General features: G+C 67.8%; 21 protein-coding genes. 12 read left to right on the top strand and 9 right to left on the bottom strand.

Annotation, left to right across the window (positions count from 1 at the left end):
* Positions 1-101: 101 nt before the first annotated feature.
* Positions 102-851: a substrate-binding periplasmic protein gene (locus QC826_RS02630; RefSeq protein ID WP_279764280.1), complete on the bottom strand. Its 750-nt coding sequence runs from the start codon at positions 849-851 to the stop codon at positions 102-104.
* Positions 852-991: 140 nt separating this feature from the next.
* Between QC826_RS02630 and ffh the strand changes: the two genes are divergently transcribed.
* From ffh to QC826_RS02610, 4 genes are all read left to right on the top strand, one after another.
* On the top strand, positions 992-2359 hold the full coding sequence (gene ffh / locus QC826_RS02625) for a signal recognition particle protein (RefSeq protein WP_279764279.1): 1368 nt from the start codon (positions 992-994) through the stop codon (positions 2357-2359).
* Between the two features lie 266 nt (positions 2360-2625).
* On the top strand, positions 2626-3006 hold the full coding sequence (locus QC826_RS02620; protein WP_093382548.1) for an SWIB/MDM2 domain-containing protein: 381 nt from the start codon (positions 2626-2628) through the stop codon (positions 3004-3006).
* A gap of 159 nt (positions 3007-3165) precedes the next feature.
* Positions 3166-3582: a hypothetical protein gene (locus QC826_RS02615; protein WP_279764278.1), complete on the top strand. Its 417-nt coding sequence runs from the start codon at positions 3166-3168 to the stop codon at positions 3580-3582.
* Positions 3573-3998, top strand: coding sequence for a PIN domain-containing protein (locus QC826_RS02610; protein ID WP_279764277.1), 426 nt, complete (start codon positions 3573-3575; stop codon positions 3996-3998). The genes QC826_RS02615 and QC826_RS02610 overlap by 10 nt, the downstream gene beginning before the upstream one ends.
* Positions 3999-4087: 89 nt before the next feature.
* Here the strand turns inward: QC826_RS02610 and QC826_RS02605 are convergent, their stop codons facing one another.
* Positions 4088-4732, bottom strand: coding sequence for a lytic transglycosylase domain-containing protein (locus tag QC826_RS02605; protein WP_279764276.1), 645 nt, complete (start codon positions 4730-4732; stop codon positions 4088-4090).
* Complete coding sequence (locus tag QC826_RS02600) at positions 4732-6468, bottom strand: proline--tRNA ligase (RefSeq protein WP_279764275.1); 1737 nt, start codon at positions 6466-6468, stop codon at positions 4732-4734. Before QC826_RS02600 ends, QC826_RS02605 begins: the two co-directional genes overlap by 1 nt.
* Positions 6469-6671: 203 nt before the next feature.
* Between QC826_RS02600 and QC826_RS02595 the strand changes: the two genes are divergently transcribed.
* A complete protein-coding gene (locus QC826_RS02595; RefSeq protein ID WP_279764274.1) occupies positions 6672-7313 on the top strand; it encodes an RNA pyrophosphohydrolase in 642 nt (213 codons plus the stop codon).
* 81 nt (positions 7314-7394) lie between these two features.
* Here the strand turns inward: QC826_RS02595 and QC826_RS02590 are convergent, their stop codons facing one another.
* On the bottom strand, positions 7395-7976 hold the full coding sequence (locus QC826_RS02590) for a malonic semialdehyde reductase (RefSeq protein WP_279764273.1): 582 nt from the start codon (positions 7974-7976) through the stop codon (positions 7395-7397).
* Positions 7977-8082: 106 nt separating this feature from the next.
* Here QC826_RS02590 and QC826_RS02585 point away from each other — a divergent pair, with 106 nt between their 5' ends.
* Entirely contained in the window at positions 8083-8514 is a 432-nt protein-coding gene (locus QC826_RS02585) for a DUF1841 family protein (RefSeq protein ID WP_279764272.1), read from the top strand.
* A 76-nt stretch (positions 8515-8590) separates the two neighbouring features.
* Here QC826_RS02585 and QC826_RS02580 read toward each other — a convergent pair whose 3' ends face one another.
* Positions 8591-8932, bottom strand: coding sequence for a c-type cytochrome (locus QC826_RS02580; RefSeq protein WP_093383248.1), 342 nt, complete (start codon positions 8930-8932; stop codon positions 8591-8593).
* A gap of 11 nt (positions 8933-8943) precedes the next feature.
* On the bottom strand, positions 8944-9285 hold the full coding sequence (locus QC826_RS02575; RefSeq protein ID WP_093382532.1) for a c-type cytochrome: 342 nt from the start codon (positions 9283-9285) through the stop codon (positions 8944-8946).
* Positions 9286-9521: 236 nt separating this feature from the next.
* Here QC826_RS02575 and QC826_RS02570 point away from each other — a divergent pair, with 236 nt between their 5' ends.
* Positions 9522-10388 carry an AAA family ATPase gene (locus QC826_RS02570; protein ID WP_279764271.1) on the top strand — a complete coding sequence of 289 codons (867 nt, stop codon included), beginning with the start codon at positions 9522-9524 and terminating at the stop codon, positions 10386-10388.
* A gap of 4 nt (positions 10389-10392) precedes the next feature.
* Positions 10393-11562: a vWA domain-containing protein gene (locus QC826_RS02565; protein WP_279764270.1), complete on the top strand. Its 1170-nt coding sequence runs from the start codon at positions 10393-10395 to the stop codon at positions 11560-11562.
* Positions 11563-11618: 56 nt separating this feature from the next.
* On the opposite strand, the gene QC826_RS02560 is transcribed toward QC826_RS02565, so the two are convergent.
* Positions 11619-11801, bottom strand: a complete 183-nt coding sequence (locus QC826_RS02560) for a hypothetical protein (protein ID WP_279764269.1) — start codon at positions 11799-11801, stop codon at positions 11619-11621.
* A gap of 613 nt (positions 11802-12414) precedes the next feature.
* Here QC826_RS02560 and QC826_RS02555 point away from each other — a divergent pair.
* The 4 genes from QC826_RS02555 (at position 12415) to QC826_RS02540 (ending at position 15858) form a co-directional block, all read left to right on the top strand.
* On the top strand, positions 12415-12987 hold the full coding sequence (locus tag QC826_RS02555) for a GNAT family N-acetyltransferase (protein ID WP_279764268.1): 573 nt from the start codon (positions 12415-12417) through the stop codon (positions 12985-12987).
* Positions 12988-13098: 111 nt separating this feature from the next.
* On the top strand, positions 13099-13563 hold the full coding sequence (locus tag QC826_RS02550) for a potassium-transporting ATPase subunit C (protein ID WP_279764267.1): 465 nt from the start codon (positions 13099-13101) through the stop codon (positions 13561-13563).
* Between the two features lie 24 nt (positions 13564-13587).
* On the top strand, positions 13588-14037 hold the full coding sequence (locus tag QC826_RS02545) for a GNAT family N-acetyltransferase (RefSeq protein ID WP_279764266.1): 450 nt from the start codon (positions 13588-13590) through the stop codon (positions 14035-14037).
* Between the two features lie 303 nt (positions 14038-14340).
* Entirely contained in the window at positions 14341-15858 is a 1518-nt protein-coding gene (locus QC826_RS02540; protein ID WP_279764265.1) for a RimK family protein, read from the top strand.
* A 108-nt stretch (positions 15859-15966) separates the two neighbouring features.
* Here QC826_RS02540 and kdpE read toward each other — a convergent pair whose 3' ends face one another.
* Together kdpE and kdpD are read right to left on the bottom strand one after the other, a co-directional pair.
* Positions 15967-16665, bottom strand: coding sequence for a two-component system response regulator KdpE (gene kdpE / locus QC826_RS02535; protein ID WP_093382457.1), 699 nt, complete (start codon positions 16663-16665; stop codon positions 15967-15969).
* The gene (gene kdpD / locus QC826_RS02530) at positions 16658-19402 is read right to left on the bottom strand and encodes a two-component system sensor histidine kinase KdpD (RefSeq protein ID WP_279764264.1); all 2745 of its coding nucleotides are present in this window, start codon (positions 19400-19402) and stop codon (positions 16658-16660) included. Before kdpD ends, kdpE begins: the two co-directional genes overlap by 8 nt.
* Positions 19403-19583: the final 181 nt, after the last annotated feature.

Genomic DNA, 19583 nt, shown 5'->3' with positions numbered 1-19583 from the left:
CTCTTCTGTTGGGCAGGGGAGCCATGACGATGCCGCCCGCGCCGGATATTGTCAAGAAGAAATTGTAGGTATTTGATAATACGCAAACGCTGCGCCGCGCCCTACCCGCCCAGGTACTTGGCGTAGATGGCGCGGTAGCGCCCGCTCCTGCGCAGCTGCGCCAGGCCGGCGTCGAAGTCGTCGCGCAGTTGCGCGTCGCGGAATACCGGGCGGTAGTCGCGCGGGTCGGCGCGGGTGAAGGGGTGCTCGTCGACGGCCGGCATGGCGAAGGCCGGGTCGAGCTTGCGCCGCTGCCACACATGGTATTGGAAGATGGTGCGGTCGCTCAGCACCACGTCGTAGCGGCCCAGCGCCAGCAGCAGCGGCTGGGCCGCCTGGTTGTTGCGCTCGACGTAGTCGGGCGAGCGGCTCAGCGCGCCCAGCCAGTCCGGGTAGCGCCTGGCGGCGCCGACGAAGGCCATGATGCTGCGCCCGCGCAGCTGCTCGGGCCGCTCGATGCGCAGCCGGCGCGCGCGCAGGGTGTAGAACACGTTGTCGTACAGCACCGGCGGCTCGCCGTAGTGGCCGCGCCCGGCCATGTCCTCGCCGACGTCCATCATGATGGCGTCGACCCGGCCGGTCCGGTAGGCCAGCGGCAGGCGCCCCATCGGCAGGTACTCGGCGCGCAGCGTGTGGCCGCGCAGCGCCAGCGCCTCGCGCACCACCTCGACCTCGATGCCGCCGTCCTGCTCGACCAGGATATAGGGCGGCAGGTTGTCGCCGAAGCCCATGCGCAGGGTGGCCGCCGGCGCGGCGCCACCGACCAGCGCGGCGCACCACGCCAGCAAGCGCCAACGCCAACTTGTTTTCATGCGCACTCCCGGGAAACCGCAACGGCCAAAGGCGAAATGATAACAGGACTGGCGCCGCCGGCCCCTGCCCGATGGGGTAAAATGGCGGCCATCGTCCGGCCCGCCGCCGGCACCCACCCAGACAGATTGCAGGTTTCCCCATGCTAGATAATCTTACCCAACGCCTCGCCAAGGTCGTCAAGACCATGCGCGGCGAGGCGCGCCTGACCGAGGCCAACACCGCAGAGATGCTGCGCGAAGTGCGCCTGGCCCTGCTCGAGGCCGACGTCGCCCTGCCGGCCGTGCGCGAGTTCATCGCCAAGGTCAAGGAAAAATCCATGGGCGAGGAGGTGATCTCCTCGCTGACGCCGGGCCAGGCCCTGGTCGGCGTGGTGCAGCGCGAGCTGGCCGCCATCATGGGCGCCGACCTCGGCCCCGAGGCCTCCCAGCTCAGCTTCGCCCAGCAGCCGCCGGCGATCATCCTGATGGCCGGCCTGCAGGGCGTCGGCAAGACCACCACCGTCGGCAAGCTGGCCAAGTACCTGAGGGAGGAAAAGAAGAAGAAGGTGCTGACCGTCTCGGCCGACGTCTACCGTCCCGCCGCGATCGCCCAGCTGCAATCGGTGACCGCCCAGGTCGGCGCCGACTTCTTCCCCTCCACCGCCGCCGACAAGCCGGTCGACATCGCCCTGGCCGCGCTGGACTGGGCCAAAAAGCACTACCACGACGTGCTGATCATCGACACCGCCGGCCGCCTCGGCATCGACGAGGAGATGATGCGCGAGATCGCCGCCGTGCACGCCGCCGTCAAGCCGATCGAGACCCTGTTCGTGGTCGACGCCATGCTCGGCCAGGACGCCATCAACACCGCCAAGGCCTTCAACGACGCGCTGCCGCTGACCGGCATCGTGCTCACCAAGTTGGACGGCGACGCCCGCGGCGGCGCCGCCCTGTCGGTGCGCCACATCACCGGCAAGCCGATCAAGTTCGCCGGCGTGTCGGAAAAACTCGACGGCCTGGAGGCCTTCGATCCGCAGCGCATGGCCAACCGCATCCTCGGCATGGGCGACATCATGGCCCTGGTCGAGGAGGCGCGCAAAGGCGTCGACACCAAGGCGGCCGCCGAGCTGGCACAGAAGATCAAGGTCGGCGGCAAGTTCGACATGAACGACTTCAAGGCCCAGCTGGGCCAGATGAAGAAGATGGGCGGCATGGCCAGCCTGGTCGACAAGCTGCCGGCCCAGTTCCAGCAGGCCGCCGGCGGCGCCAACATGGACCAGGCCGACAAGCAGGTGCGCCGCATGGTCGGCATCATCGATTCGATGACGCCGCAGGAGCGCGCCAAGCCGGAACTGATCAAGGCCACCCGCAAGCGCCGCATCGCCGCCGGCGCCGGCGTCCAGGTGCAGGAGGTCAACCGCATGCTGACCCAGTTCGAGCAGATGCAGACGATGATGAAAAAGCTCTCCGGCGGCGGCATGATGAAGATGATGCGCTCGATGAAGGGCATGATGCCGGGCATGCGCTAGGCGCCTCGCGCCCGCTGTTCGCCCTCTATATTAGTACGGCGACAAGACCGGCGACACCGCCCCGCAGCCCCTGCGCGGCGGTGTTTTTTCTGGCAAAAGCCAGTGTCCACGCCCTTTCGCGGTGCACGGGCGCGCCGCGGCCCCCATTTACGTGGCGTTTGCGGGAAAAATAACGAAAAACACTTGCATCCACGGTAAATCCCCACCAATATTAGCCGTGCGATCAATTGCGCAATTTTCCATGTGTTCGTTAAGGAGGCTCGAAGATGGCAACAGCCAAAAAAACCCCAGCAGCAGAACCAGCTAAAAAGGCCGCGGCCGCCAAACCCGCAGCCGTGAAAAAAGCAGCACCCGCCAAACCAGCCGCAGCCAAAAAAGCCGCCCCTGCGACGCCGCGCAAGCCGAACGCCGCTTTCATGAAAGAGATGACGCCTTCCGCCGTGTTGGCCGCCGTCGTTGGCGCCACGCCGCTGCCGCGTACCGAAGTGACCAAGAAGGTCTGGGACTACATCAAAAAGCTCGACCTGCAAGATCCGGCCAACCGCCGCATGATCAATGCCGACGACAAGCTCAAAGCAGTATTCGGCGGCAAAGCCCAAGTGTCCATGTTCGAAATGACCAAGCTCATTTCCGACCATCTGAAATAAGCGCAGCGGCCCGACGGCCGCGCCGAAGTGCCCCCGCTCGCGTCGCGACCGGGGGCATTTTTTTTGTTCGAGCGAAAGCCGGAGGGGCGCCCTGGTCCGGACCAAGTGCCGCACAAATGTTATACACTAGCCACTAGGATAACTGTCATGAGGTGTGCCATGGCCCGACTTACCGTGGAACTGGAAGAGCGCGAGCTGGCGCGGCTACGCTCGGCCGCGCGCGCGCGCCAGATCGATCCCAGCCACATGACAACCATGCAGCTGGTGCAGGTGTTGACCGATGCGCAGCCGAAGAAAAAGACCTCGTGGCTGGCCGGCGCCGCCGCGCGCATGCGGCCTCATAACACCGCGCTGTATCAGGCCATTCCGGCCGGTGTCGGCAAGCACCCCGTCGAGATTCTGGAGCAACAACACCGAACGGCGGTTGCGGTATCGGGCATTGCAGCTGCGCCGGCCGCCGCGCGTGCGCAACGCCTGGCTGCTGTAATGAGTATGCACGGCATCTGGAAGGATGATCCGACCAAGCCGCAGGATGGCGCTGAATACCAGCGAGAGGTGCGGGCCGAATGGCGATAGTCCTGTTCGACACCGGCATCCTGATCGACAACTTCGCGGGCTTTCCCGCCGCAGTCGTGGAGTTGACCAGCTACGACGATGCCATCGTCAGCTCTATCACCTGGATGGAAGTGGCGTGCAAGATGGACCAATCCGGCAGGCAAACCTTCAATGCCCTATTAGCGGCCGCCGGCATCCGGGTGGTGCATCCGAACGACGACATTATGGAGCGCGCGGCGACAATACGCGGCCACAGCCTTACGACCCCGCCGAAGCTCAAACTTCCCGATTGCATCATTCGTGCCACGGCGGAATCCCAGGGCCGCCTCGTGATCACCCGCAACCCTGCCGACTTCGGCGGAGAAGGGCCGCTGGTGCGCGTGCCGTACCAGATCGTGGCTGGCGCAGCGGTCAACATCAAAGCACCGCCGCCATGACCGGTGCGGGCATGCTGTCGCTGCCTCGGCAAGTAAGCAAGCACGAGGTTCGATGTTTTGTGGCGGCGCAGGCGCCCTGGCGGGCGCGCCTACAGCGGCGCCGCGGGCTTCCAGTTGTTCCAGGCCGCCAGCACGGCGTTGGGGTACTCCGGCCGGCCACGGCTGCCGTTGTAGCGGCCCAGGGCAAGGAACAGGTTTCCCGCCTCCATGTCGATGTACATGCGCAGGATGGCGCAGCCGTAGCGCAGGTTGGTTTGCATGTCGAACAGGGCGCGCCGGTCGCGGTCGCCGATCACGTTGGTCCAGAACGGCATCACCTGCATGTAGCCGCGCGCGCCGACCATCGAGACGGCGTACTTGCGGTAGGCCGACTCGACCTGGATCAGGCCGAGCACCATGGCCGGATCGAGGCCGGCGCGCTTGGCCTCGTACCAGGCGGTGGCGAGGAACTCCTCGCGCACCTGCTGGTCCGGCAGCTTGCGCCGCAGCCGCTGCGACATCTGCGCCAGCCAGTCCTGGTAGCGCAGCCGCTCGGCCTCGCTGGCGAAGGCCGGCCGTGGCGGCCGGCTGTCGCGGATCGAATTGGCCAGCGCCAGCCGCACCGCGTCGGCCAGCGCCTCCTCCTTCTGGTTGCCGGCCCGCGCCGGCGCGCACAGCAGGACGCCGGCCAGCGCCAGCGCCAACAGCGCCGACCAAGGCGCCGGCGCGCGGACGGCGGGGACCGCGCGCGGCATCACTTCTGCATCTTGCCCTGGACGAAGGCGATGATCTCGGCCAGCGGCACGGCGCTGGCCTCGGTGTCGCGGCGGCCCTGGTATTCCAGGTTGCCTTCCTTCAGGCCGCGCTCGCCGATGACGACGCGGTGCGGCACGCCGATCAGCTCCCAGTCGGCGAACATGGCGCCCGGACGCTGGCCGCGGTCGTCGACGATGACGTCGATGCCGGCCGCCTGCGCGTCGGCGTACAACTGCTCGGTGGCCTCTTTGACCATCTCGCTGCGGTCCATGCCCATCGGGCACAGCACCAGCTCGAACGGCGCCAGCGCGGTCGGCCAGATGATGCCCTTGTCGTCGAAGTTCTGCTCGATCGCCGCGCCCAGGATGCGGGTGATGCCGATGCCGTAGCAACCCATCTGCAGTGGCGCCGGTTTGCCGTTCTCGTCGAGGAAGGTGGCCTTCATGCTCTCCGAGTAGGCGGTGCCGAGCTGGAACACGTGGCCCACCTCGATGCCGCGCTCGATGGCCAGCACGCCCTTGCCGTCCGGCGAGGCGTCACCCTCGACGACGTTGCGCAGGTCGGCCACCAGGGCCGGCTCGGCCACGTCGCGGCCCCAGTTGGCGCCGGTGTAGTGGAAGCCGGCGTCGTTGGCGCCGCAGACGAAGTCGGCCATGTTGGCGACGCTGCGGTCGGCCACCACGGTGACCGCCGACTTGGTGCCGATCGGGCCCAGGTAGCCCGGCACGCAGCCGTACACGTCGAGGATCTCCGCCTCGGTCGAGAAGCGGTGGTTGGCCAGGCCGGCGACCTTGCCGGCCTTGATCTCGTTGAGCTCGTGGTCGCCGCGCAGCAGCAGCATGAAGTGCTGTTGCGTGGTCTTGCCGTCGGCCTCGAGGTCGACGGTCAGCGCCAGCGTCTTGACGGTGCGGCTCAACGGCAGGCCCAACTGGGCGGCCACCTGCTCGCACTTGGTGGCGTCCGGCGTGGCGGTCTTGACCAGGGCGGCGCCGGCGGCGGCGCGCGGCGCGGCCGGGGCGACCGCCTCGGCCGCCTCCATGTTGGCGGCGTAGTCGGAGTCGGGGCAGTAGACCAGCGCGTCCTCGCCGGTGCTGGCGATGACGTGGAACTCGTGCGAGCCGGAGCCGCCGATGGCGCCGTTGTCGGCCGCCACGGCGCGGAACTGCAGGCCGAAGCGGTTGAAGATGCGCGTGTAGGCGTCGAACATCACCTGGTAGGAGGCCTGCATGCCGGCCGCGTCGCGGTCGAAGGAGTAGGCGTCCTTCATGGTGAACTCGCGGCCGCGCATCAGGCCGAAGCGCGGACGGCGCTCGTCGCGGAACTTGGTTTGGATGTGGTAGAAGTTCAGCGGCAGCTGGCGGTAGGACTTGATCTCGCTGCGCACCACGTCGGTGATGACCTCCTCGGAGGTCGGCTGGAAGGCGAATTCGCGGCCATGGCGGTCCTTCAGGCGCAGCAGTTCGGCGCCCATCTTGTCCCAGCGGCCGGTCTCCTGCCACAGTTCGGCGGGTTGGACCAGGGGCATCAGCAGCTCGATGCCGGCGGCGCGGTTCATCTCCTCGCGCACGATGGCCTCGACCTTGCGGATCACCCGCAGGCCCATCGGCATATAGGTGTAGATGCCGGAACCGAGGCGTTTGATCATGCCGGCGCGCATCATCAACTGGTGGCTGACGATTTCGGCGTCGGACGGCGCTTCTTTAAGCGTGGAAATAAAAAATCGGGAGGCGCGCATAACGGTGAATTCTTTTTAAAAAGAGAGGGTTATAATCAACCTAATTTTAAAGGATTAGCTGGCTGATGCGTCCATACTTTATACAAATGCGATCAATTGATGGCGTTCCGGCCGTTTTCGTACCCCGAAAACCCAGCCGGCGCGCGGATTTGTGGGCAAAAATATAAGAGGGACGCGCTGTCGCAGAAAGTTTGAGGTGCAATATGCTCGACCGTGAAGGGTTTCGGCCCAACGTCGGCATCATCCTGCTCAACGCCCAAAACGAGGTGTGGTGGGGCAAGCGGGTGCGCGAGCACTCATGGCAATTTCCGCAGGGCGGCATCAAATACGGGGAAACGCCGGAGCAGGCGATGTACCGCGAGCTGGAGGAGGAGATCGGATTACGACAGGAGCACGTCAAAATCGTCGGCCGCACGCGCGACTGGCTGCGCTATGAGGTGCCCGACCACTTCATCAAGCGCGAGATCCGCGGCCACTACCGCGGCCAGAAGCAGATTTGGTTCCTGTTGCGCATGTGCGCGCGCGACAACGACGTCAACCTGCGGCTGACCGACCATCCCGAGTTCGACGCCTGGCGCTGGCACGACTACTGGGTGCCGCTCGACGTGGTGATCGAGTTCAAGCGCGAGGTCTACCAGCGCGCGCTGCAGGAGCTGTCGCGCTTCCTGACCTGGCCGGCGCACGGCGGCGGCGGCGGCAACGGCCACCACCGCCACACCGCGCGCTACCTGCGCCAGCCGCACGGCCCCAAGCAGGCCGCCGAGGGCGAGGCCCAGCCGGCGACCGAGGCCTGCGCCGCCGAGGCCGAGCCGCAACTGGCGCTGCCGGCCAAGAGCGGCGGCTGAGCCAGCGGCAACAGAATGAACAAGGGCCGGATCGCCAGATCCGGCCCTTTTCTTTTGCACTGCACAACCGGGGTTACGGACTTAGACGATGCGGCAGGCCTCGGCGAAGCTCAGCCGGGGGGCGCGCGGGCGCACCTTGCCCGGCTCGCCGTAGCCCAGGCTGCAGACGAAGTTGGCGCGCACCGGCGTGCCGGCGAAGAAGGCGGCGTTGAGCTTGTCGGCGTCGAAGCCGGACATCGGCCCGCAATCGAGGCCGATGGCGCGCGCCGCCATGATCAGGTAGGCGCCCTGCAGCGAGGAGTTGCGCAAGGCGGTGTCGGCGATCGCTTTGGCGTTGCCGACGAACCAGCTGCGGGCGTCGACGGCCGGCGACAGCTGCGGCAGCTTGTCGTAGAACTCCATGTCCATGCCGACGATCACCGTCACCGGCGCCTGCTCGACCTTGGCCTGGTTGCCCGGCGCCATGCACGGCAGCAGCCTGGCCTTGGCCTCGGCGCCCTTGACGAAGACCAGCCGCGCCGGCGAGGAGTTGGCCGCCGTCGGCGCCCACTTGAGCAGGTCGAACAGATGCTCCAGTTGGGCGTCGCTGACCTCGCGCGGCTGCCAGCCGTTGTGCGTGCGGGCGGCGTAGAACAGGGTGTCGAGGGCGGTGTCGTTGAGCATGTCGGCTCCAGCAAAGGTTGGTTGGGGAACGGAAACACCCTGTCAGCCTACACATTTTGTCCAGGGGGTACAATGGCGCCTGCCTTTTCCTCACCTGCACACGACCATGTTCACACCCTCCTCCGACGACGTGCGCCGCTTCTTCTGCGACGCCCACCGCAAGCACCACGCCAAGGAAATCCTCAGCCCGATCGAGGCCATGGCGGCCGACTGGATCGTCCAGCACCCCGAATACGACGAGGCGCTGCGCGACGTCGAGGCGGCGCTGGCGCGCGACTACTCGGTCGAGGGCGGCCAGGCCAACCCCTTCCTGCACCTGGCTATGCACCTGTCGATCAGCGAGCAGTTGTCGATCGACCAGCCGCGCGGCATCCGCGCCGCCTGCCAGGAGCTGGCGCGCCGGCTCGGCTCCGAACACGCCGCCCACCACGAGGTGATGGAGTGCCTGGGCCAGATGGTCTGGACCTCGCAGCGCGCCGGCCTGCCGCCGGACACCGAGAGCTATGTCGAGGCGGTGCGGCGGCGCGCGCGCGGCTAGGCCGCGACGCGAAAACGCACCACGAAAAAAAGCCACGCTAGCGTGGCTTTTTGTTCACAAGCGAGCGCCGTGCGTGTCAGCGGTGGGTCACCAGCGTGGTCGGCAGGCTGTGCAGATAGGCCGCCAGGTCCTTGATGTCCTGCTGGCTCAGCGCCTTGACCTGCAGCGTCATGGTGCCGTCGTTGCGGCCGTTGGCGCCGTCGCCGCGCTTGTAGGCGGTCAGCGCGTGCTCCAGGTAGTCCTTGTGCTGGCCGGCCAGCTTCGGATAGTCGGGCGAGATCGGCGTGTTGAAGTCCTTGCCGTGGCAGGTGAAGCAGGTGTACTTGTCGGCCAGTTGCTTGCCTTTTTCGATACTGCCGCCGGCCATGGCGGACAGCGACACGGCGGACAGGAACAGCGCGGTCATCAGTTTCTTCATCGTGGTCTCCTTCATTTCGCCGCGGTGTGTTGGGCAGGCTGCTGCGAATAGTAGGCGGCGATGTCGGCCATGTCCTGGTCGGACAGGCTGGCGGCGATGCCCTTCATCGACGGATGCTTGCGGTCGCCTTTTTGATAGGCCTTCAAGGCCTTCTCGATATACTTGGCCGACTGGCCACCGATCATCGGCACCTGGAACACTTCGGGGAAGGTCGCCTTGTAGCCCGGAATGCCGTGGCAACCGATGCACATTTCAATCTTTGCCGGGGCGGCCTTGGCGTCCCCAACGATGTCAGCCGCGGAGGCGGCATTGGCGACGCCGGCGAGCACGAGAAGTGCGTAGATTTTTTTCATGGTGGTGGCAAGCTAATCAATGGGGAATCGGAGACCGCAATTGCGAAATAATTGATGTATGCCCTATCAAAAATCGCAAAAACATGCTTGTTGTACTATCAGAGTCCGATTCTAACTCAATAACATTCTCAGAGTCCACATGGATTCTGGCCGCCGCCGCACGGCCGCCGCACTGCGCGCCGGGCCGGTTCTGGCATATACTCGGCGCTACTTCAACACTCTGCGAGACCGTCCCTATGCACGCACAACCGGCCCAGGCCCAACGCTTCCAAGGCTCCGACAACTACGTCGCCACCAACGACCTGAAACTGGCCGTGAATGCGGCTTTGACGCTACAACGGCCGCTGCTCATCAAGGGCGAGCCGGGCACCGGCAAGACCATGCTGGCCGAGGAGGTGGCGGCGGCGCTGAACATGCCGCTGATGCAGTGGCACATCAAGTCGACCACCAAGGCGCAGCAGGGCCTGTACGAGTACGACGCGGTGTCGCGTTTGCGCGACTCCCAGCTGGGCGACGAGCGCGTGCGCGACATCCACAACTACATCGTCAAGGGCGTGCTGTGGCAGGCCTTCACCGCGCCCGAGCCGGTGGTGCTGCTGATCGACGAGATCGACAAGGCCGACATCGAGTTCCCCAACGACCTGCTGCGCGAGCTCGACCGCATGGAGTTCTACGTCTACGAGACGCGCGAGATGGTCGTCGCCAGGCACCGCCCGCTGGTCATCATCACCTCCAACAACGAGAAGGAGCTGCCCGACGCCTTCCTGCGCCGCTGCTTCTTCCACTACATCAAATTCCCCGACAAGGACACGATGGAGCAGATCGTCGCGGTGCACTACCCGAACCTGAAGAAGGAGCTGCTGGCCACCGCGCTGCAGACCTTCTACGAGGTGCGCGACGTGGCCGGCCTGAAAAAAAAGCCGTCGACCTCCGAGTTCCTCGACTGGCTCAAGCTGCTGCTGGCCGAGGACATTCCGGCCGAGGCGCTGCGCAGCCAGGACAGCAAGGCCGTGGTGCCGCCGCTGCACGGCGCGCTGCTCAAGAACGAGCAGGACGTGCACCTGTTCGAGCGCCTGGTCTACATGTCGCGCACCAACCGCTGACGCCATGCTGATCGATTTTTTCTTCACCCTGAAGGACGCCAAGATCCCGGTGTCGATCAAGGAGTTCCTGACCCTGCTCGAGGCGATGCAGAAGAACGTCATCGCGCCGTCGATGGACGACTTCTATTACCTGTCGCGGCTGACCATGGTCAAGGACGAGGCCCACTACGACAAGTTCGACCGCGCCTTCGCCCAGTACTTCAAGGGCATCAACGCCGCCTTCGACACGAACGGCGCGATCCCGCTCGACTGGCTGGTCAAGCGCATGCAGCGCGAGCTGAGCGAGGAGCAGAAGGCGCAGCTGGAGAAGTTCGGCTACGACAAGCTGATGGACCGCCTGGCCGAGCTGCTCAAGGAGCAGAAGGAGCGCCACGAGGGCGGCAGCAAGTGGATAGGCACCGGCGGCACCTCGCCCTTCGGCAACGGCGGCACCAACCCGGAGGGTGTGCGCATCGGCGGCAAGGGTGGCAACCGCACGGCGGTCAAGGTGTGGGAGGCGCGCGCCTACAAGGACTACGACACCGAGCGCGAGCTGGGCACACGCAACATCAAGGTGGCGCTGCGGCGCCTGCGCAAGTTCGCCCGCGAGGGCGCCGAGGACGAGCTGGCGCTCGACGCGACCATCCGCGCCACGGCCAACAACGCCGGCTTCCTCGACATCAAGATGCGGCCGGAGCGGCGCAACAAGGTCAAGGTGTTGATGCTGTTCGACGTCGGCGGCACCATGGACGACCACATCGAGCGCACCGAGGAGCTGTTCTCGGCGTCCAAGACCGAGTTCAAGAACATGGAGTTCTTCTACTTCCACAACTGCGTCTACGACTACATGTGGAAGAACAACCGGCGGCGCAACTCGGAGCGTTTTCCGACCTGGGACATCCTGCGCAAGTACCCGCCGGACACCAAGCTGATCTTCGTCGGCGACGCCACCATGAGCCCGTATGAGATTTTGCAGCCGGGCGGCTCGGTCGAGTACAACAACGAGGAGGCCGGCGCCGCCTGGCTGGCGCGCTTCACCGCCGCCTTCCCCAAGTTCGTCTGGCTCAACCCGGAGCCGGAGCAGCTGTGGCAGTACCGCCAATCGGTCGCCATCATCCGCCAGTTGATGAACAACCGCATGTACGGGCTGACCATCAGCGGGCTGGAACAGGCCATGCGCACGCTGAGCAAGTAGCGCGTCGGCGCCCCACCCCGCAATGCGGCCGACAGGGGTGCGGGGTCAACGCTCAATCAGCCCACCGCCCCGCCCCACCAGGCCAGCAGCACATGCAGCGACATGCCGGCCACCACCATGGTCACCACCAGACAGGCGATGCCACGGCTGGCGCGGCGCGCCCGCGCCAGCCGCGCGCAGCGGTCCGGTTCGCGCCACGCCTTGGCGGCGTCGCGCTCGAAAGAAGAATGTCCACTCATATGCCCTCGCCCCTGTTTGATTTCGGTATCGATCAGCTTAGCCAGGCGCGTCTAAAATTGGTGTAAAGAGTTGCACCCGGCACGCATACGCGGCATAAAAATCCCCCCCCACAAACCGGCCGCCAACCTTGACGGCGCCCGCAGCGACTCAAGCGCGAACAATATTTACGCCGCGTATACAAAAGCGCGCCCATTGTTTATGACGTTTTTACGTCCGGACCGCTAACATTCCAAGTGACGCACAAAGCGCATGTCCACGCCGCCACGATCCGGCCGCACCGGGCGGCGGCGTCATCGCTGTCTTCCTTCCCGACCGTGGAGCCCAACGCCATGCTGCAAATGAACGAGGAACGCTACCATCGACACAACCGCGGCCGGGTTCGCCGCGTCCGCCACGACAACGCGGCGGGCCAGGACAGGCACGGCCTGAACGGCTACACCGTGTTTTGGACGGCCATGATCGCCGCCGTGGTCCTGCTTTGGTACACCGTGATCTCCCTGCTGCTCGCCGAAGGCGCGCCTAGCATACCGCCGCCGCCTGCCGTCATCGGCGCCGCGCCGTCGGCGCACGCCGGCCGCAGCACCAACCCATCCCTTTCGCCCGCCCCCGCTTATGCATTCCACCTTCAATCTCACCGCCAAGCGCGTCAGGCTGCGCCTGCTGGAGGACCGCGACGCCAAGGCCTTGCTTGAGCTGTACGCCGACCCCGAGGTCATGCGCTACTGGAACCACGCGCCATGGACCACGCTCGAGCAGGCCAAGGCGGCCATCGCCGAGGCCCGGTCGGACTACGCCAGCGGCGCCGCCCTGCACTGCGCGATCGAGCACAGCGCCAGCGGCGTACTGATCGGCAGCTGCGCCCTCTACGCCTTCGTGCCGCAGCACGGCTGCGCCAGCCTCGGCTACCTGCTGGCCAAACCCTACTGGGGCCAAGGCTATCTGTCGGAGGCGATGCGGGCGCTGCTGGAGCACGCCTTCGCCGAGCTCGGCCTCAACCGCATCGAGGCCGACGTCAACTGTGGCAACACCGGCTCCTTGGTGGCGCTGGAAAGACTGGGCTTCCGCCACGAGGGCTGCCTGCGCGAACGCTGGATCGTCGACGGCAAAAAGCACGACACGCAGTTGTACGGCCTGCTGCGCAGCGACTGGCGCGGCGGCGCCCCGGCGCCCGAATTGGTTGCATAGCCCGGACGGCGTTTTTACGTGTCCGATACGCCCGGCGCGCAACTCTTTACAAAATATTTAGCCGCGTCCCGCTAAGCTTTCCCCCACTAACAGCCGACACGGGGGCGGGACATGAAGACTCATCGTTGCGACAGCGGCACTTCGGCACCGGCGAGGCGCCGCGCGCCGCCGTCGCTGGCGCGGCGCACCGGCCAGCGCCTGCTGTGCCTGCTGTGCCTGGCCGCCGCGCTATGGGCCGCGAGCGCCGTCGTCCAGCGCACGCGGGCCGACGCGCCGGCGCCGGCGCGCCAGCGCAGCCAGCGCGAACTACCGCCGCCGCCGCGCGTGGCCCAGCTGTACTTCCAGCCGGGCCGCAACGGCGCGCCGCCGCCCGGCCACACCGCCGGCCTCGAGCTGAGCGCCGCGCACGAACAAGTGGCGCGCGTGGCCGCGACGCGGCGCGCCAGCCCGGCCGCCGTGGCCGGCCTGCTGGCGGCCAGCGTCGCGCCGCATCCGGCCGGCCGGGTCGGCGAGCCGCGCGTCAGCCTGCTGGCGCTGAACCTGGCGCTCGACCTGCAACTGCCGGCGCCGCACTGACACCATCGAAGAACGGGAACCAACTTGATCCACCTCGCCACCGCCCAGGACATCACCGCCCTGCTGAGCATCGAGAACGCCAGCTTCGCCGGCGACCGCATCAGCCGCCGCAACTTCCGCCACCTGCTCGGCCACGGCAACACGCTGACCCTGCTCGACGCCCGCGTCGGCGCGCCGCGCGGCTACCTCATGCTGCTGTTCCGCGCCAACAGCTCGGTGGCGCGGCTGTACACCATCGCCACCCATCCCGACTTCCTCGGCCGGGGCGTGGCGGCGGCGCTGCTGCGGCGCGCCGAACTGGCCGCGCTGGAGCGCGGCTGCGACCGCCTGCGGCTGGAGATCCGCCACGACAACCAGGCCTCGCTGCGCCTGTTCCAAAACCGCGACTACCGCATCTTCGGCCAGTACGCCGGTTACTACGAGGACGGCATGCACGCCCACCGGCTCGAGAAGCCGCTCGCCGGCGCGCGCTAGCGGCGCCCGCCGCCGCAGGCGCGCCGCGCCGCCCGCCACGGCCGCGCTTACTCAATTTTTATGAAACCGGGCGCTTTCTTTGCACGGTTTTTACAGCCGTCCCGGTACAGTTACGAAACACAACGACGCACCATACCGACGCTTCAACCCAGGCCGCCCGTGCCGCTAACAGGGCGTTCGCGCGCTAGCGCATCCACCGGTCCACTCATGACTACCAGCAAACTATCCGCCGCACCCGCGCCGCTCCAAGCGGTCCAACAACCTTGCAAGGGCGACGACGAACCGCCCGCCAACCCGCCCCCCATGCCGCGCCCGCGCGCCGGCAGCCGCCGCCTGCTGCTGGTCGAAAGCCCGCAGGACGGTGAGGCGCTGGCGCCGGGCGCCGCCTGCATGACCGCCGCCGACTTCCTCGACGCCGCCGCGCCGACACTGGCGCCGGGCACCACCATCGTCAACCTGTGCCGCAGCTACAAGTACCTGTCGCTCGGCTACTACTGCTCGCTGCTGGCCGAGGCGCGCGGACACCGCGTCTACCCCTCGGTGAAGACCATCAACGACCTGTCGCGCAAGGCCGCCTACAGCCACGAGATCGACGACCTCGACCATGCCTTGAACCGCGCCCTGGGCGGCCCCGACTGCCGGCCCATGCCGTCCGAGTTCGCCATGGACATCCACTTCGGCAGCGCCGACTTCGCCCCGCTGGACGCTCTGGCGCGGCGCATCTTCGCCACCTTCCCGGCGCCGGCCATGCGCGTCGAATTCGAGCGCGGCGGCGAGCACGGCGGCGACTGGCACATCCGCGCGCTGCGCGTGCTCAACGTGGCGGCGCTGGAGCCGCACCGCCACGCCCTGTTCGACGCCGCCCTGCGCGCCTTCCAGCCGGACGCGCCGGCCCTGTCGGCCAGCGCGCGGCGCGGCGCGCGCCACCACGTCGCCATCCTGCACGACCCGGCCGAGGCGCTGCCGCCCAGCAACCGCGCCGCGCTCGACAACTTCATCCGCGTCGGCCGCGAGCTCGACATCCACGTCGCGCTGATCGAAAAGCGCGACCTCGCCGGCCTGGCCCGCCACGACGCGCTGCTGATCCGCGAGACCACCGCCATCAACCACCACACCTATCTGTTCGCCAAGCAGGCCGAGAGCGATGGCCTGGCGGTGATCGACGACGCCGCCTCCATCCTGCGCTGCACCAACAAGATCTTCCTGGCCGACCTGCTGCGCCTGAACGGCATCCCCACCCCGCGCACCTACGTGCTGCAGGCCGGCCAGCTGGCCGACACGCAATGGCTGGAGCGGGAGATCGGCTATCCGATGGTGATGAAGGTGCCCGACGGCGCCTTCTCGCGCGGCGTCTCGAAGGTGGCCGACCGCGCCGGTTTCGAGCGCACCGCGCGCGAGCTGCTGGCGCAATCGTCGCTGATCCTGGTGCAGGAATACCTGTACACCGAGTTCGACTGGCGCATCGGCGTGCTCAACGGCGAGGCCATCTTCGCCAGCCAATACTACATGTCCAAGGGCCACTGGCAGGTCGCCAAGCGCGGCATGGACGGCAAGGCGGAGTTCGGCCTGAGCCGCGCCGTGCCGCTCGAGGCGGTGCCGGCCGAGATCCTCGACCACGCCGTGCGCGCCGCGCGCCTGATCGGCGACAGCCTGTACGGTGTCGACATGAAGATGAGCTCCAGGGGGCCGGTGGTGATCGAGGTCAACGACAATCCGAACATCGACGCCAGCAACGAGGACGGCGTGCTCGGCGACGAGCTGTACCGTCTGGTGCTGCGCGACCTGACCCGCCGCGCCGACCTGCTGGCGCGGCGCCATTGACGGCTGTGGCGCGGCGCCTGCGCGCGCCGCAAGCCACGCCTGCCTGGGCGGGCTGCGCGGCCGCGCCGGGCGGCGGCGGACTTCGCGGCCGCGCCCGGCGCCGGCGCCTCAGGCCGGCAGTTGCAGCCGGTAGCCCACCGCCGTCTCGGTCAGCAGATAGCGCGGCTGGGTCGGGTCGTCCTCCAGCTTGTGGCGCAGGTGGCCCATGTAGATGCGCAGGTAGTGGCCGTTCTCGCCCTGCGACGGCCCCCACACGGCGCGCAGCAGCTGCGGGTTGGTCATCACCCGGCCGGCGTTGGCCACCAACACGGCCAGCAGGCGGTACTCGGTCGGCGTCAAATGCACGCTCTCGCCGTTGCGCGTGACGCGGCGGTTCTGCAGGTCCACCGCCACCGCGCCGAACTGCACCAGGCCGGCCTGGTCGGCCGCCGGTTGGCGCTGCCGGCGCAGGGTGGCGCGCACCCGCGCCAGCAGCTCGCCGACGCCGAAGGGCTTGGTCAAATAGTCGTCGGCGCCGGCATCCAAGGCGCGGATCTTGTCGGCCTCGTTGACGCGGGCCGACAGCACGATCACCGGCACCGCCGACCACTTGCGCAGGTCGGCGATGAAGTCGATGCCGTCGCCGTCGGGCAGGCCGAGGTCGAGCACCACCAGGTCGGGCTTGCGGGTGCCGGCGTCGATCAGGCCGCGCTGCAGGTTGGCGGCCTCGAAGATCTGCCAGCCCTCCTCCTCCAAGGCGCTGCGCACGAAGCGGCGGATTTGCGGTTCGTCCTCCACCAACAAGGCGGTGGGCATGGTTTCATTCATCGTTGTTTCCTATACGTTCGGCGTCCAGATCCGGCATGGCCGGCGGCGTGCCCAGCGGCAGTGTGAAGACGAAGGCGGCGCCGCCGGCCGGCGACTCGGCGGCCTGGATGCTGCCGCCGTGCGCCTCGACGATGGCGCGGCAGATCGCCAGCCCCAGGCCGACGCCCGGCTTGGCCGATTCGCGCTCGCCACGGGTGAATTTTTCGAAGATGGCCTCCTCGCGGCCGTGCGGCAGGCCCGGGCCGTTATCATAAACCATCACGTTGAGCCAGACGCCGTGCAGCGCCGCCGTGACGACGATGCGCGAGCCGGCCGGCGTGTACTTGGCGGCGTTCTCCAGCAGGTTGCACAGCACGCGCTCGATCAGCACGGCGTCGAAGCGCACCAGCGGCAGCCCGGCCGGCAGTTCGGTGCCGACGTGGTGGCCCTTGAGCTGCGAGCCGCTGGCACGCAGCGCGCTGCCGACCACCTCCTCCAGCGCGTGCCACTGCAGGTTGAACTTGATCTCGCCGCTCTGGATGCGCGCCATGTCGAGCAGGTTGGACACCAGCGCGCTCATGCGCAACGCCTCGTCGTGCAGCGCGGCGGCCACGTCGAGCTGGGCCTCGGACAGCGCTGGCTTCGAGCCGGCCAGCGACTCGGACAGGCCGACCAGCGAGGTCAGCGGCGTGCGCAGGTCGTGCGACAGCGCCGCCAGCAGCGAGTTGCGCAGCCGCTCGGACTCCATGTTGACCAGCGCGTTCTGCGCCACCTCGATGTAGTGCACCCGTTCGAGCGCGATGGCGGCCAGGGCGGCGAAGGTGTCGAGCTGCTGGCGCTGCTCCGGGATCAGGATCCAGCGGCGCTGCTCCGGCTCGATCGCCAGCACGCCGCGGGTGCGCATCGGCGCCACCAGCGGCAGGTAGAAGATGCGGCTGGCCGGCAGCGTGTCGGTGCCCAGGCCGGCCACCTCGGCGCGGTCGAAGGACCACTGGGCGATGCCGGTGTCGAGCACCGACAGCTGAGCCTTGGCGCCGCCCGGCGCGGTCGGCGGCGGCAACAGCCGGCCGTCGTCGTCGGGCAGCAGCAGTACCGAGCGGGCGCGGAAGGCGCGCTGGATGAAGCCCTGGGTGGTCTCGTAGATCTGTTCGGTCTGCAGCGCGCCGGACAGCTCGCGGGCGAACTCGTACAGCGCGCGCGAGCGGGCCTCGCGGTGCGAGGCGACGCGCGCCTGGAAGCGCAGGCCGGCCGTCAGGTGGCCGGTGATCAGGCCCACCGCCAGCATCACCACGAAGGTGATCACGTACTGGAAGTCGGAGACGGCGAAGGTGAAGCGCGGCGGCACGAAGAAGAAGTCGAAGCAGGCCACGCAAACGCAGGTGGCCAGCACCGACGGGCCGCGGCCGAAGCGCACCGCCACCAGCACCACCACCAGCAGGAACAGCATGGCGATGTTGGCCAGGTCGAGGTAGGCCAGCAGCGGCGTGGCGGCCAGCGCGGTGGCCACGCTGGCGCCGACGGCGCCGGCGTAGCCGAGCAGGCGGCGCTTGTTGCGGCCGCTGTCGATGTCGCCGTCCGGCTCCTCGGCCACGGCCGGCTTGGCGGCGGCCGGCTCGGTGCTGGCCTCGCCGATCTCGATCAGGTCGATGTCGGGCGCCAGCTTGGCCATTCCCTTGATGTGCGGCGTGCGCCACGGCCAGGTGGGGTGGCCGCGCGCCATGACGATCTTCGACAGGTTGTGGCCGCGCGCGTAGGCGACGGCGGCGGCGGCGATGTCGGCGCCGGAGACCACGGCGGTGGTGGCGCCCAGGTCGCGCGCCAGCTTCAGGGTGTTCAAAATCTGCTCGCGCTGCGCCGCCGGCAGCCGCTGCAGGGTCGGCGTTTCGACATAGATGGCGTGCCACTCGGTGCCCAACTGGCCGGCCAGGCGCGCCGCGCTGCGCACCGTGTGCTCGCAGCCGGGGCGCGGGCCGACGCAGGCCAGCAGCGCCGCGCCGGTCTTCCAGATGCCGTTGATCGACTGCTCGACGCGGTAGGCGCGCACGTCGTCTTCGACGCGGTCGGCGGTGCGGCGCAGCGCCAGCTCGCGCAGCGCGATCAAATTCCCCTTGCGGAAGAAGTTCTTGGCGGCCCGCTCGGCCTGCTGCTCCTGGTAGACCTTGCCGGCCTTGAGGCGGGACAGCAGCTCGTCGGCGGGGATGTCGACCAGCACCACCTCGTCGGCTTGGTCGAACACGGTGTCGGGCACGGTCTCGCCGACGCGGATGCCGGTGATGCCGCCGACCACGTCGTTCAGGCTCTCCAGGTGCTGCACGTTGACGGTGCTGAGCACGTCGATGCCGGCGTCGAGCAGCTCGTCGACGTCCTGCCAGCGCTTGGGGTGGCGCGAGCCGGGCGCGTTGGTGTGGGCCAGCTCGTCCATCAGGATCAGCGGCGGGCGGCGCGCCAGCGCCGCGTCGATGTCGAACTCGGCGATGGACTTGCCGCGGTATTCGACCAGCTTGGGCGGCAGCAGCTCCAGCCCGGCCAGCATGGCCGCCGTCTCGCTGCGGCCGTGCGTCTCGACCACGCCGACCAGCACGCGCTGGCCGTCGGCCTCCAGCTTGCGCGCCGCCGCCAGCATGGCGTAGGTCTTGCCGACGCCGGCCGAGGCGCCGAAGTAGATGCGCAGCTTGCCGCGCACGGCGCGGCGCTCCTGCGCCTGTACCTGGGCCAGCAGGGTGTCCGGATCGGGGCGCTGCTTATCGGTGGGGAACATGGGTCATGGTTCGGTTTCGTTCAGTACAAAAAGGGCGCCGGGCGCCGCGAAAACCACCCAACGGCAAAAATCTAGGGTCAGACCCTAGGGTCTGACCCTGGCTTTGCGCCGTTGGGTCTTGCTCGCTTCACCGGCACGCGCGCCTCAGTGCCGGCGGCACAGCGCGATCATACCGCGTCCG

This window comes from Rugamonas sp. DEMB1 (genome assembly GCF_029834475.1).
Classification (GTDB): Bacteria; Pseudomonadota; Gammaproteobacteria; order Burkholderiales; family Burkholderiaceae_D; genus Rugamonas; species Rugamonas rubra.
Note: the sequence above shows the minus strand (reverse complement) of the source record. Positions and strands in the feature narration are given on the sequence as shown.

Bases quoted from the DNA above. Each gene is read 5' to 3' on its own strand.
- QC826_RS02630 (WP_279764280.1), bottom strand. From the start codon at position 851: ATGAAAACAAGTTGGCGTTGGCGCTTGCTGGCGTGGTGCGCCGCGCTG.
- ffh (WP_279764279.1), top strand. From the start codon at position 992: ATGCTAGATAATCTTACCCAACGCCTCGCCAAGGTCGTCAAGACCATG.
- QC826_RS02620 (WP_093382548.1), top strand. From the start codon at position 2,626: ATGGCAACAGCCAAAAAAACCCCAGCAGCAGAACCAGCTAAAAAGGCC.
- QC826_RS02615 (WP_279764278.1), top strand. From the start codon at position 3,166: ATGGCCCGACTTACCGTGGAACTGGAAGAGCGCGAGCTGGCGCGGCTA.
- QC826_RS02610 (WP_279764277.1), top strand. From the start codon at position 3,573: ATGGCGATAGTCCTGTTCGACACCGGCATCCTGATCGACAACTTCGCG.
- QC826_RS02605 (WP_279764276.1), bottom strand. From the start codon at position 4,732: ATGCCGCGCGCGGTCCCCGCCGTCCGCGCGCCGGCGCCTTGGTCGGCG.
- QC826_RS02600 (WP_279764275.1), bottom strand. From the start codon at position 6,468: ATGCGCGCCTCCCGATTTTTTATTTCCACGCTTAAAGAAGCGCCGTCC.
- QC826_RS02595 (WP_279764274.1), top strand. From the start codon at position 6,672: ATGCTCGACCGTGAAGGGTTTCGGCCCAACGTCGGCATCATCCTGCTC.
- QC826_RS02590 (WP_279764273.1), bottom strand. From the start codon at position 7,976: ATGCTCAACGACACCGCCCTCGACACCCTGTTCTACGCCGCCCGCACG.
- QC826_RS02585 (WP_279764272.1), top strand. From the start codon at position 8,083: ATGTTCACACCCTCCTCCGACGACGTGCGCCGCTTCTTCTGCGACGCC.
- QC826_RS02580 (WP_093383248.1), bottom strand. From the start codon at position 8,932: ATGAAGAAACTGATGACCGCGCTGTTCCTGTCCGCCGTGTCGCTGTCC.
- QC826_RS02575 (WP_093382532.1), bottom strand. From the start codon at position 9,285: ATGAAAAAAATCTACGCACTTCTCGTGCTCGCCGGCGTCGCCAATGCC.
- QC826_RS02570 (WP_279764271.1), top strand. From the start codon at position 9,522: ATGCACGCACAACCGGCCCAGGCCCAACGCTTCCAAGGCTCCGACAAC.
- QC826_RS02565 (WP_279764270.1), top strand. From the start codon at position 10,393: ATGCTGATCGATTTTTTCTTCACCCTGAAGGACGCCAAGATCCCGGTG.
- QC826_RS02560 (WP_279764269.1), bottom strand. From the start codon at position 11,801: ATGAGTGGACATTCTTCTTTCGAGCGCGACGCCGCCAAGGCGTGGCGC.
- QC826_RS02555 (WP_279764268.1), top strand. From the start codon at position 12,415: ATGCATTCCACCTTCAATCTCACCGCCAAGCGCGTCAGGCTGCGCCTG.
- QC826_RS02550 (WP_279764267.1), top strand. From the start codon at position 13,099: ATGAAGACTCATCGTTGCGACAGCGGCACTTCGGCACCGGCGAGGCGC.
- QC826_RS02540 (WP_279764265.1), top strand. From the start codon at position 14,341: ATGCCGCGCCCGCGCGCCGGCAGCCGCCGCCTGCTGCTGGTCGAAAGC.
- kdpE (WP_093382457.1), bottom strand. From the start codon at position 16,665: ATGAATGAAACCATGCCCACCGCCTTGTTGGTGGAGGACGAACCGCAA.
- kdpD (WP_279764264.1), bottom strand. From the start codon at position 19,402: ATGTTCCCCACCGATAAGCAGCGCCCCGATCCGGACACCCTGCTGGCC.